The organism is Stenotrophomonas sp. SMYL89 (assembly GCF_036319985.1).
In the GTDB taxonomy this organism is placed as follows: Bacteria; Pseudomonadota; Gammaproteobacteria; order Xanthomonadales; family Xanthomonadaceae; genus Stenotrophomonas; species Stenotrophomonas maltophilia_Q.
Genome location: NZ_JAWIRW010000009.1, coordinates 193,104 through 203,134 on the forward strand (window position 1 = coordinate 193,104; position 10,031 = coordinate 203,134).

At 68.6% G+C, this 10,031-nt stretch carries 14 protein-coding genes; 6 read left to right on the top strand and 8 right to left on the bottom strand.

All coding sequences use genetic code 11. The features are described from left to right. Positions 1-9: 9 nt before the first annotated feature. The 4 genes from V3B41_RS13545 to V3B41_RS13560 all read right to left on the bottom strand — a co-directional run bounded on the left by V3B41_RS13545 (position 10) and on the right by V3B41_RS13560 (position 2,874). Entirely contained in the window at positions 10-1,356 is a 1,347-nt protein-coding gene (locus V3B41_RS13545) for an AcvB/VirJ family lysyl-phosphatidylglycerol hydrolase (protein WP_275539616.1), read from the bottom strand. A gap of 78 nt (positions 1,357-1,434) precedes the next feature. Continuing rightward, positions 1,435-2,052: a DUF998 domain-containing protein gene (locus tag V3B41_RS13550; RefSeq protein WP_049426793.1), complete on the bottom strand. Its 618-nt coding sequence runs from the start codon at positions 2,050-2,052 to the stop codon at positions 1,435-1,437. After that, positions 2,049-2,222, bottom strand: coding sequence for an oxidoreductase-like domain-containing protein (locus V3B41_RS13555; protein ID WP_049402330.1), 174 nt, complete (start codon positions 2,220-2,222; stop codon positions 2,049-2,051). The genes V3B41_RS13550 and V3B41_RS13555 overlap by 4 nt, the downstream gene beginning before the upstream one ends. A 49-nt stretch (positions 2,223-2,271) precedes the next feature. Next, a complete protein-coding gene (locus tag V3B41_RS13560) occupies positions 2,272-2,874 on the bottom strand; it encodes a hypothetical protein (protein WP_049426791.1) in 603 nt (200 codons plus the stop codon). A gap of 240 nt (positions 2,875-3,114) precedes the next feature. Between V3B41_RS13560 and V3B41_RS13565 the strand changes: the two genes are divergently transcribed. Further along, entirely contained in the window at positions 3,115-4,266 is a 1,152-nt protein-coding gene (locus tag V3B41_RS13565; RefSeq protein ID WP_049426790.1) for a transglutaminase-like domain-containing protein, read from the top strand. Positions 4,267-4,272: 6 nt separating this feature from the next. On the opposite strand, the gene V3B41_RS13570 is transcribed toward V3B41_RS13565, so the two are convergent. Beyond that, positions 4,273-4,608 (bottom strand): zinc ribbon domain-containing protein YjdM, encoded by a 336-nt coding sequence (locus V3B41_RS13570; RefSeq protein WP_049426789.1) that lies wholly within the window; start codon positions 4,606-4,608, stop codon positions 4,273-4,275. Between the two features lie 182 nt (positions 4,609-4,790). Here V3B41_RS13570 and V3B41_RS13575 point away from each other — a divergent pair, with 182 nt between their 5' ends. The 3 genes from V3B41_RS13575 to V3B41_RS13585 all read left to right on the top strand — a co-directional run bounded on the left by V3B41_RS13575 (position 4,791) and on the right by V3B41_RS13585 (position 6,869). After that, complete coding sequence (locus tag V3B41_RS13575) at positions 4,791-6,152, top strand: Hsp70 family protein (protein ID WP_049426788.1); 1,362 nt, start codon at positions 4,791-4,793, stop codon at positions 6,150-6,152. Positions 6,153-6,381: 229 nt separating this feature from the next. After that, positions 6,382-6,675 (top strand): YkgJ family cysteine cluster protein, encoded by a 294-nt coding sequence (locus V3B41_RS13580; RefSeq protein ID WP_080354961.1) that lies wholly within the window; start codon positions 6,382-6,384, stop codon positions 6,673-6,675. A gap of 11 nt (positions 6,676-6,686) precedes the next feature. Beyond that, on the top strand, positions 6,687-6,869 hold the full coding sequence (locus V3B41_RS13585) for a hypothetical protein (RefSeq protein ID WP_005410566.1): 183 nt from the start codon (positions 6,687-6,689) through the stop codon (positions 6,867-6,869). Positions 6,870-6,918: 49 nt separating this feature from the next. Here the strand turns inward: V3B41_RS13585 and V3B41_RS13590 are convergent, their stop codons facing one another. Genes V3B41_RS13590 through V3B41_RS13600 form a run of 3 tightly spaced genes read right to left on the bottom strand, consistent with a single transcriptional unit; the run spans position 6,919 to position 8,919 of the window. Next, complete coding sequence (locus tag V3B41_RS13590) at positions 6,919-7,800, bottom strand: DUF4097 family beta strand repeat-containing protein (protein WP_049426787.1); 882 nt, start codon at positions 7,798-7,800, stop codon at positions 6,919-6,921. Between the two features lie 10 nt (positions 7,801-7,810). Beyond that, the gene (locus V3B41_RS13595) at positions 7,811-8,344 is read right to left on the bottom strand and encodes a hypothetical protein (RefSeq protein ID WP_049426786.1); all 534 of its coding nucleotides are present in this window, start codon (positions 8,342-8,344) and stop codon (positions 7,811-7,813) included. Continuing rightward, positions 8,341-8,919, bottom strand: a complete 579-nt coding sequence (locus V3B41_RS13600) for an RNA polymerase sigma factor (RefSeq protein WP_012511790.1) — start codon at positions 8,917-8,919, stop codon at positions 8,341-8,343. Before V3B41_RS13600 ends, V3B41_RS13595 begins: the two co-directional genes overlap by 4 nt. A gap of 126 nt (positions 8,920-9,045) precedes the next feature. On the opposite strand from V3B41_RS13600, the gene V3B41_RS13605 reads away from it, so the two are divergent. Continuing rightward, positions 9,046-9,225 carry a hypothetical protein gene (locus tag V3B41_RS13605; protein ID WP_049426785.1) on the top strand — a complete coding sequence of 60 codons (180 nt, stop codon included), beginning with the start codon at positions 9,046-9,048 and terminating at the stop codon, positions 9,223-9,225. Between the two features lie 36 nt (positions 9,226-9,261). Next, positions 9,262-9,855, top strand: a complete 594-nt coding sequence (locus V3B41_RS13610) for a mechanosensitive ion channel family protein (RefSeq protein ID WP_100443786.1) — start codon at positions 9,262-9,264, stop codon at positions 9,853-9,855. Positions 9,856-10,031: the final 176 nt, after the last annotated feature.

Below are 10,031 nucleotides of genomic sequence, written 5' to 3' on the forward strand. Positions count from 1 at the left end.
CCCTCCGCTTTACGCGCCGCCCTTGAGGATCACTTCGGCCAGGCGGTCGTAATCACCATTGAAGTGATGGTCGCCCGGCAGCTTCACCTTCTGCACGCCGTCGTTGGCCGGCAGGCCGGGGCACAGCGCGTCGTCATCCTTGTCGCCATACACGCAGAGGGTCTTCGCCGCCGGCAGCTTCGCCACTTCCGGCGCGATCGGCAGGCCGTCGCCGCCCCCCCCCAGCCAGTTGCTGACATGGAATTCGAAGTCAGCCTTCCTGCCCACCGACAGCAGCACGATACGGTCCAGCGCGTCACGGGTGCCGGCATCAAGCTGGTTGACGGTGGCCGGCAGCACGTCGGCGCCCTGCGAGAAACCAATCAGCATCACCTTGTCGCGATGCCACTGCTGGCGGTAGTGATCGATGATCTTCTGCAGGTCAGTGGCGAAGCCCTTCGGCGTGCGCTCGCTCCAGAAGTAGCGCAGCGAGTCGATGCCGACCACGGCCACGCCATGCTCGTTGAGCGACGATGCCACGTCCTTGTCCAGGCCGGCCCAGCCGCCATCGCCGGAAACGAACACGGCCAGCGTGTCGCCATTACCGGCGGCAGGCACCTCCACCACGGGCAGGCCCTTCAGCGCGGCCGGAGGCGGTGCCAGGCTGACGCCCACCTGCGCGCCCATCACCCGCGCCGCCGCCACCAGGCCCGGTGAAGCATCGCCGCGTGCGGTGCGCTTGAACTCGCGTGCCATCGCCACCTGCTGCACGAAGCGGCTGGCCTCGCCAACCTTGCAGCCATGGTCGCCGGCGGCGCTCAGCCACGGGAAATTCAACTCGGCAGGCTGCAGCTTGTTGTGCTTCACACCGTCGCCGCAGACCATGCGCTCGTGGCTGTGCTCCGGGCAGAAGCCGGTGGTCAGCAGGCCAGCGAACACTTGGGTGTCGGCCTGTGCGGCCAGCGTGTAGGCCATCTCGGCGCCTTCGCCATCACCACCGACCAGCGGCAGGTGGTAGCCGGGCAGATGCAGGGAGGCCTGCAACCAGCGCGAGAAGTTCTCGACGTCGCCGGAACCGAACGAACAGGTCGGATCACCCTCGCGCTTGAGCACGCTGCGCAGGTGCGCGATGTCCACCGCAGCGACCATCGCGCCATCGGCACGCAGGGCCTCGATCGGAAGGCGGCTGGTATCACCACCGGCGGTGGGTTCATGGAACCAGATCACCACCCGCTGCGGCGTACCGGCCGGCATGTGTACCGGAATCTGCTCGAACCGCCCATGGCTGAACTGCTGCACGTTGGCCGCCGCCATTGCCGGCAGCGCTGCCAGCGCCAGAACCACACCCATTGCCCTGCCCAGCCCTGCACGCTTCATATCGCATCCCCGATGGAATGCGCACACGATACGCCGCCGCCGCGTGCACGGCACGTACCGGCGCAGGCCGTTGGGGATTCAGTGGGCCGCGGTACGGCGGCTGCGCCGGTACAGCGCCAGGGCCAGGTACAACAGCCAGCCCACGATCACGACGATCACCGCCTTCTGGCCCAGCCCGCGCGGCGGGCCGGCGCGCCACAACACGTGCAGCCACAGCAGTACGAACGCCAGCCAGGCCCAGCCCCAGAGCAGGCCGGCGGCGGATTGCCAGCCCGGTTCACGGCGCAGGTACCAGGCCTGCAGCAGCATGCCCACGCTGGCACACAGGAACGCGGTGTTGGCCGCCACCCCATGGATGAACGGTGCAAGCAGCGGAGTCGCTTCAGGCAACCAGCTGTCACCGATGGCGACCGTCGCCAGCCCCAGTGCAGAGACAGTGAACAACAGCGGCGCCGCCGCACTGCGCCGAGGGCCGATGCTGCCGCGATACAGCGCAATGCCGAGAACCGCGATGGCCAACGCCAGCAGGCAGTATGCAGCGCGCAGCGCCAACCCCCACGGCCCGTGCAGGTAGAGGCTGAGCGTGGCCCGCACCCAGTCCAGATCGCTGCGTGCGAACTGGGTCCACAGCGCGGTGGCGACGAACAGCAGCAACGCCACCAGTGCCAGCACTGCCGCCGGGCGTGCGCGGCTCATGGCGTTGCCTCCGGATGCCGTGCCTTCCATTCGGCCAGCGCCTTGCGATAGCGCTGCAGCTCATCGGCATACAGATCCAGCACGCACAGCGGACAACCGCTGCCACAGCACTCGTTGGGACCGGGCTCTTCGGGGGGCAGCGGGCGGGGATCGGGATCAGGGACGGACACAGTCGGAAGCGGCAATCGGTGGAAGCAGGCCCCAGTGTACCGGGCCGGCTCAGCGGGCCAGCTGCCGGCGCAGGTTTTCCCGCGCGGCCGCGTCCAGGCGCTGGTGGAAGAAGTCGCTGAGGAAGATGCGCGGCGCACGCAGCAGCCCCTGCAGGAAACGGCGACGCCCGGCGCGGTACAGGAAGCCCGGCACGACCCCCTTGTACTCTTCGGCCACGCCACGATCGTAAGCGGCGAACACCGGCTCGGGTGCGGCCAGGATCGCCATGTCGCAGTCCAGGAACAGGGCCGCCTCGGCATCAACGTCGTCTGGGCCCAGATCGCCATGGTGGGCGGTCAGCAGGATCAACTGCTCGACCCGCGCGGCGTCGACGCCGGCCAGTTCCGGGTCCCGTGCGATCGCCTGCAGGGCCAGCGCCGCCGAACGCACTTCGTTGTCCTTGCGCCCCGCCACATAGATCGCGTCGTGGTAGAGCACGGCCAGGTACACCTCGGCGGGCCCCTGCCAGCCCGGGCCGTCAGCCACGTCCTGGCAGTGCTGCAGCACCGCGCGTACGTGTCCGAAGTGGTGGTAGGCGCGGGGCGGCGTTGCGTAGCTGTCCTGCAGCGCCTGCCACTGCGCTGGAGCCAGCGTCAGCGGAGAGAAATCCATGCCCGGATCATCCCGCCTGCGCTGCCCTGCGGCAAGCTGGTTGTTTTTTCACCACGCGCTCACAACGCTTGCCCGGTGAGGCCTGGACGCGGTTGTCCACAGCTTTGTCGAGCGCTGGTCCACATCGGTTGTGGATGAAACGCCGTGCCGGCCACGCGCCGACCAACGGTCACTGCGGCGCGGCGCCGCCGGGTCTACACTCGCTGCAGGCGGGAGCGCCCGCCGCTGCCGGGAACTGTCATGTACCGCCCTGCCGCCCGCATCTTCGTCCTGGCCCTGGCCGCCTTGATGGCCGCGCCACTCTGCGCACAGGACCACCCGCGCACCGATGCAATCCCGCCCATCGGAAGCATCACCCCGGTGGAGATTCCCTCGCCGGAACAGGTCTTCGCGATTCCTCCTGCAATGCGCGCGATGCTGCAGGCGCAGGTGATGGACCGCAGTTCATCGCGCGAACAGCGGCTGCAGGCCCTGGTGGAAATGATCTTCGGCCGCCAGGGGCTGGACCTGCAGTACGACGCGAACGCGACCTACACCGTGGGCGAAGTCTGGCAGCAGCGCCGCGCCAACTGCCTCGCCTTCACGCTCATGTTCGTGGCACTGGCGCGTGAGGCTGGCATCCAGGCCCGCGTGCAGGAAGTCGGCCAGGTCGTGTCCTGGTACCAGGACCAGGACGCCGGCGTGGTCTACAGCGTGGGCCACGTCAACGCAGGCGTGGAGATCGCGGGGCGTTACGCCACGGTCGACCTCGATCGCAACGTGCTCTACGACCGCCACGGCCCGCAGCCGGTCAGCCGCGCGCGTGCACTGGCCCACTTCTACAACAATCGTGGTGCCGAACGCATGGCCGAAGGAGACCTCGTCGGCGCCCGCGCGTTCTTCGATGCCTCGGTCGTGCAGGACCGCGCGTTCCCCTCGGTCTGGAACAACCTGGGCGTGCTCGACAACCGCGAGGGCGACACCGATGCGGCGCGGCAGGCACTGGACCGCGCCCTGCGCCTGGACGGCCGCCAGGATGCAGCGCTGACCAATGCCAGCGCGCTGTATCGGCAGCTTGGGCTGGAGGCACAGGCCAAGGCCCTGGAGCGACGCCTGAAGTCGGTGCAGCGTGAGGACCCGTTCGCGCAGTACATGCTGGGCACGCAGGCCGAGCAGGCCGGAAGGCTGGCCGAAGCCATCCGCTACTACCGGCAGGCCGTGCGCCTCTATGACACCGCGCACCAGTTCCACTTCGGACTGGCGCGCGTGTATTTCCTGTCCGGCCAGCTCGAGCGCGCCGACCGTGAACTGACCCGCGCGCAGCTTCTGGGCGGTGCACCGGAGCAGGCACGCTACCAGGCCAAGCTGGACAGCCTGGCCCGCTGGCGCGCGCAGCAGCAGGCCAGGCGCTGAGACCGATCAGGCCTTCTTGAGGAAGCAGGTCTTCAGGACCAGGCCCTTGATCTTGTCCGAGTTGCCTTCGATGTGCTCGGCATCATCTTCGACCAGGCGGATGTTGCGGATCACGGTGCCCTGCTTGAGCGGGATCGAAGACCCCTTCACCTTCAGGTCCTTGATCACGGTGACGGTGTCCCCGGCCTGCAGGGTATTGCCGTTGCTGTCACGCACGATCAGGGTCGAACCGGCGCTTTCCTCGGCGGTCCATTCGAAACCGCAATCGGCGCAGATCCACAGCGCGCCATCGGCATAGGTGTTTTCCAGGGTGCACTGCGGGCAGGCGGGAACGGACGACATCGGCAAGTACCTCAAAGTGAATCAACAGCGGCCATTGTAACCGCCCGGTCCGGGGCCCCAGTTCCCTGGCAGATGCCCGGCCGCCGCCATGGCCGCAGCTGGAGCAGCCATGACGCTGGAACTTGCAGTCGGTCGCGAACTGCAGCAGAGTGCGCGGCCCCTGATCGCCCCCGGAACTCCCCATGCGCCTCGGCATCGACTTCGGTACCAGCAACTCCGCCGCCGCCATCGTGCATGAGGGGAAGCTGCTGCCGATCCGTTTCGGCGACGCCGAGCAGTTCCGCACCAGCGTGTACTTCCCTGGCGTGGTGCCCGACCCGGACGACTTCCAGCTCGATGACGGCCAGGAACACCAGCTGCAGCAGATGATCGACAGCGCCGCGCGTGCAGCCCGTGCCGCCGGCCAGGAACGCACGCCGCAGGCGCTGCGCCGTGAAGCCCTGCGCGCCCTGCGCCGTGAATGGATGGAGGCCCGCGCCGGCCAGGAACGCAGCGCCAGCGACCTGCTGCAGAACGCGGTCTACGGCGACGAAGCGCTGGAAGCCTATTTCGAGGAACACGAAGGCAACCTGGTGCAGAGCCCGAAGTCGATGCTCGGCTACAACCTGCACCCACGCGCCAAGCAGACCATCACCGGCATCGCCGCGCACATCCTCGAACACATCCGCCTGACCGCCAGCGCCCAGCTCGGCCAACCGCTGCGCTCGGCCCTGCTCGGGCGCCCGGTGCAGTTCCGCAGCTCGATCGGCGCGGCCGGCAACGACCAGGCGCTGGACATCCTGCGCGAGGCCGCCACCCAGGCCGGCTTCGACCAGATCGATTTCCTCGAAGAACCCGCCGCGGCGGCCATGCACTACCACGCCGAAAGCCGCGAGCGGCACCAGGCGGTGATCGTCGACATCGGCGGCGGAACCACCGATATCGCGCATGCCGAAGTCGGCGGGGACGATGCCCCGCGCATCCACCGTGCCTGGGGTATCGCCCGCGGCGGTACCGACATCGACCTGGCGCTGAGCCTGTCCAGCTACATGCCGCTGTTCGGCCGCGGCATCACCCGCGTGCCGGCCCACCACTATGTGGAAGCGGCCACTGTGCAGGACATGACCCGCCAGCGCGAGTTCCGCCTGCACAAGTACGACCATGTGGACGCACCGTGGGGCGACCGCCTGCAGGCGCTGCAGGACACCGGCAATACCGCCCGCCTGTACCGCGATGTCGAACGCGCCAAGATCGCCCTGAGCGCTGCCAGCGAGCACCGCAGCACGCTGGACTACATCGCCCGCGATCTGCATGCCGACAGCAGCGCCGACGGCCTGGCCGCCGCCGCCCATGGCTACCTTGAGCAGATCCGCGAACTGCTGGCCCAGGTCCGCAGCGACATCGGTGGCGATCCGGATGCGGTGTTCCTGACCGGCGGCATGTCCCGTGCAGGCTACCTGCGCCAGGCCGTGGCCGAGGCCTTCCCGGGCGCCCGCATGGTCCAGGGCGAGCCCTCGCTGGGCGTGGTCCAGGGTCTGGCACTGGCGGCAGCCAGCCAGGATTAACAAAACGTTACGCGGTCTAAGTTACTCTTGGTCGGCTAGATCCCAGCTGCACCTTCCACCGGCCACGCCGGTGTGTGTCCACGGTGCAGCCTGGCCCGCCCTGCGGGCCTAGCGGCCATGCCTTCCTGGCTCGTTCATGGTCCGCGTACTACCGGAGCCGCCATCGAGACCCGCTTTGGGCACCCGCCAGGCCCCTGAGGCCTTACAACCTGACGCAGCACCTGCACCCATCGACTGCCGCCGTTGTGACGCGGTCTGTTGCCGGTTGCCCGTGCTGCTGCAGCCCGGCGACCACGTGCCCGGCCAGTTCCTCTCGCGCGACGCGCACGGCCGTGCCGTGATGGCGCGCAACGAGGAAGGCTGGTGCGCGGCGATCGATCCCTATCACCTGCGCTGCACGATCTATTCGCAGCGCCCGGCGATCTGCCGCCAGTTTTCGATGGGCGGCGATGACTGCCGCCGCGAGCGGCAGGACTACCTGCGCCAGGCCGATGCCTGGGCGCTTTCCTCCCCTTCCACCTGACAGGAGCAACCATGCCCCGCAAGGCAAAGACCCCCGCGAAGGCCAGCAACAGCATCCGCAGCGAACGCAAGGGCGCGGCCGCCAGCACCGTGGTCAGCAGCGATTCGATCGCTTCGGACCTGGCAGCGTTCCGCAAGGCCGGTGGCAAGATCGAAGTCCTCGGCACCACCTGGGCGCTGAAGAAAGCCAGCTGAGCCAGCTCCGACCGCGGCGGCGCTGCCGCCGCGGCCTGCCGGACCGTGCTCAGCGGTCCAGCCGCACCCGCACACTGCCCGAATGCGACTGGATGCGGATGTCTCCATCACCGCCGCCCAGACGTGTATCGAGATGGCTGCCCGGCCCATAGCGCGGCCGCTCCACCTGACCGGCATCGCTGTTGATCGAGCCGCTGAAGCTGTTCACCGACAGCTGTGCCGACACCGTGCGCGGCAGGCTCAGCGTGACCGAGGCACTGACCGATTCGACATTGATGCGGCCGCCGGGAGCCAATCCGGCTGCTGCCAGGTCGATGCTGCCCGAGACGGTTTCCACCGCCAACCGCTGCACGCGCCCGGCGTCGACCTCGACCCGTCCGGACACCGTCTGCGCACCGATATCACCGGACACACCGCCGCCGGCCTCGATCCGGCCACTGACGGTGTTCACATCCAGCTTCGGCGTCTGCAGGCGTGCGCTGACGCTGCCACTGACCGTGTTGAGCTTGCTGTCGCCACTGCGGCCAGCCGCGCTCAGGCTGCCGCTGACCGTGTCGGCCTGCAGCCGTCGCACGTCGATGCCGCTGATGTCCTGGCTGGCGCTGACCGTGCTCAGCAACAGTTCCACCGAGCGCGGCACGTTCAGCACCAGCGTGGCCCCACCGTTGTTGTTGCGGCGCGGGTATTCGATCTCCCAGCGAACGCGATTGGCGCTTTTCTCCTGGCGCAGCTGCAGGCCGTCGCTGAGCGTGCCGGTCAGCTGCACGTCATTGCGGTCCCAGCCACGCACGGTCACCTTGCCGGCGACGTTGCTCAGCTCGATGCGACCGCCCGCGGCCAGGGTATGGCGCTCGTCGATGCGGGTATCGGCCAGCGCCACGGCAGGGGCCAGCAGCAGCGCGACACAGCAGGAAATCAGGGTTCGGGTCATGGGGGTCTCCTCAGGTCGTCAAGCCGGACTCGGCGGCATAGGCCGCCTGCCGGGTCAGTTCCAGCCGCAGCGTGTAGGTACGCTTGAGCTGGCCAAGCAGGTGCGGCGCACGCGGGTCCTGCGCCAGGGCGGCACGGATCTGCGCCGCGCTTTCATCCAGTTCATGCAGGGCCGGCTGCCATTCCGGCGCCCGTCCATCGGGCAGCGCGGCCACGGCCTGCTGGTACTGCTCGGTCATCGCCGCAGCCTGCAGCTGCAGTGCTGAAGGTACCGGCACCTCTGGCTGCGCATGGCGCCACGGCGCCACGGCGTAGACCGCCAGGCTGGCCGCCAACACCGCACCCACCGGCAACCACCAACGCCGACGCGAACGGTTCGGCAGGGCCACCACGTTGTCGCCCGGCGCAGGTGCCGCCTGCGGCTCACGCGGCGGCAGCTGGGCCGAAAGGCGTGCCCAGCCATCGGTGGGTACGTCGCGCTCGCTTGGCAGCGCGCGCAGCCGTGCCAGTAGATCGTGGTCGGAATCGTGGTCGTGTGTATTCATGTCATGTCTCCCAGCCGTGCGCGCAACAGGCCGCGCGCACGATGCAACTGTGCCTTGGAACTGCCGACGGCCATCTGCAGCTGTTCGGCGATTTCCTGGTGTTTCCAGCCTTCGATGTCGTGCAGTACCAGTACCGCACGTGCCCGTGGCGGCAGTGTCGACAGCGCCCGTTCGAGGTCGCGTTCGGTGCCGGCACAGCGGTCGTGTACCGCCAGTTCCTGCAACCCCCCGTCCACTTCGTCGAGGCTGTCGTGGTCCTGCCCGGCAGCACGCCCGCGCAGTTCCATCAGCGCGGCGTTGACGCCCAACCGATGCAGCCAGGTGGACAAGCTGCTTTCGAACCGGAACCCCGGCAGCGCCTTCCACGCCTGCAGGAACGCTTCCTGCAGCGCATCCTCGGCACGTGCCTGCTGGCCGCCACACAACCGCCACAGGACAGCGAATACACGCGGCGCGTGACGCCGGTACAGCAGTTCATAGGCAGCGGTATCGCCCGCGGCCGCCGCCCGCACCAGAGCGGGTTCGTCGACGGCGTCGTTGGCGGCAGGCGGCGCGGGCATGGTGGTGTCGAGCATATCCCTTGGATGCCGCGACCCGGAAAAAGGTTTAGAGCTGATCGACGGCCGATGCCATGCAACCTTTTCGACGGCTGCTGCATCCATGGAAGGTCCTTCGCGAATTTGCCGTCCAGGAGTTCTGCCATGTCCAGCCCATCCTGCGCCGCCCTGCTGGTGATCGCCGCCTGCGTACTGCTGCAGGCATTGGGCCTGTCCTTGCAGCTGCGTCCAGACAACGGCCGCGCCTGCCTGCAGCAGCACCGCCAGGAGCTGGTCTGCCTGGCCTGGACCCCAGCGGTCGAATCCGCTGCACGCGCCGGGTAACATCGAAGGCCGTTATTGCCACCTGTCGTCGCCCCCATGATGTTGTCGCTGAAGGATCACCTGCCGGCCTGGACCTACCCTTGGCTCCACGACGCCGGTATCGCCGGGAAGATCCTGCTCACCCTGCTGGCCGCGTGGCTGCTGCGAGTGCTGGCACGGCGCTTGATCCGCCGCTTCGCCGAGCACTACACGCTCCCGCCGGAGATGGCGATGGGCGCACGCCGGATCAGCAGTTTCGTGGTCTATTTCAGCGCCCTGCTGTACATCCTCAGCCTGCTCGGCGCATCGCCTTCGGTACTGTGGACCGCGTTCACCGGCTTCGCGGCCGTGGGCGCAGTGGCCTTCTTCGCGGCCTGGAGCGTGCTCTCCAACATCTTCTGCACGCTGCTGATCTTCACCACCCGCCCGTTCCGCCTGCATGACTACATCGAAGTGCTGGAGAACGGCGAGAAGCCGGGCCTGAAGGGCCGGGTGATCGACGTGAACCTGATCTACACCACGCTGCAGGAGACCGGCGACGGCCACGAAGGCACGGTGCTGCAGCTGCCGAACAACCTGTTCTTCCAGCGCACGGTGCGCCGCTGGCGCGACCCGGCACAGGCACCGGGCGGCATCCAGGGCGACGGCTGAGGGTGGGTTTTTCTTTGCAGGGCTGCGCCCTGCACCTGCCGAAGCAACGTCAACGTCAAAGGCGGGCATTCCGTGGGTTGGCGGGGGGGGGGGGGGGGGGGGGGGGGGGGGGGGGGGGGGGGGGGGGGGGGGGGGGGGGGGCGCGGGCCCGGGGGCCGCGCCCCCCCGCCCCCCCC

What these genes read in the sequence shown, in the direction of transcription:
- V3B41_RS13600 (WP_012511790.1), bottom strand. Translation starts at nt 8,919, where the DNA reads ATGCTCGACACCACCATGCCCGCGCCGCCTGCCGCCAACGACGCCGTC.
- V3B41_RS13575 (WP_049426788.1), top strand. Translation starts at nt 4,791, where the DNA reads ATGCGCCTCGGCATCGACTTCGGTACCAGCAACTCCGCCGCCGCCATC.
- V3B41_RS13610 (WP_100443786.1), top strand. Translation starts at nt 9,262, where the DNA reads ATGATGTTGTCGCTGAAGGATCACCTGCCGGCCTGGACCTACCCTTGG.
- V3B41_RS13605 (WP_049426785.1), top strand. Translation starts at nt 9,046, where the DNA reads ATGTCCAGCCCATCCTGCGCCGCCCTGCTGGTGATCGCCGCCTGCGTA.
- V3B41_RS13560 (WP_049426791.1), bottom strand. Translation starts at nt 2,874, where the DNA reads ATGGATTTCTCTCCGCTGACGCTGGCTCCAGCGCAGTGGCAGGCGCTG.
- V3B41_RS13570 (WP_049426789.1), bottom strand. Translation starts at nt 4,608, where the DNA reads ATGTCGTCCGTTCCCGCCTGCCCGCAGTGCACCCTGGAAAACACCTAT.
- V3B41_RS13590 (WP_049426787.1), bottom strand. Translation starts at nt 7,800, where the DNA reads ATGACCCGAACCCTGATTTCCTGCTGTGTCGCGCTGCTGCTGGCCCCT.
- V3B41_RS13550 (WP_049426793.1), bottom strand. Translation starts at nt 2,052, where the DNA reads ATGAGCCGCGCACGCCCGGCGGCAGTGCTGGCACTGGTGGCGTTGCTG.
- V3B41_RS13545 (WP_275539616.1), bottom strand. Translation starts at nt 1,356, where the DNA reads ATGAAGCGTGCAGGGCTGGGCAGGGCAATGGGTGTGGTTCTGGCGCTG.
- V3B41_RS13565 (WP_049426790.1), top strand. Translation starts at nt 3,115, where the DNA reads ATGTACCGCCCTGCCGCCCGCATCTTCGTCCTGGCCCTGGCCGCCTTG.
- V3B41_RS13585 (WP_005410566.1), top strand. Translation starts at nt 6,687, where the DNA reads ATGCCCCGCAAGGCAAAGACCCCCGCGAAGGCCAGCAACAGCATCCGC.
- V3B41_RS13595 (WP_049426786.1), bottom strand. Translation starts at nt 8,344, where the DNA reads ATGAATACACACGACCACGATTCCGACCACGATCTACTGGCACGGCTG.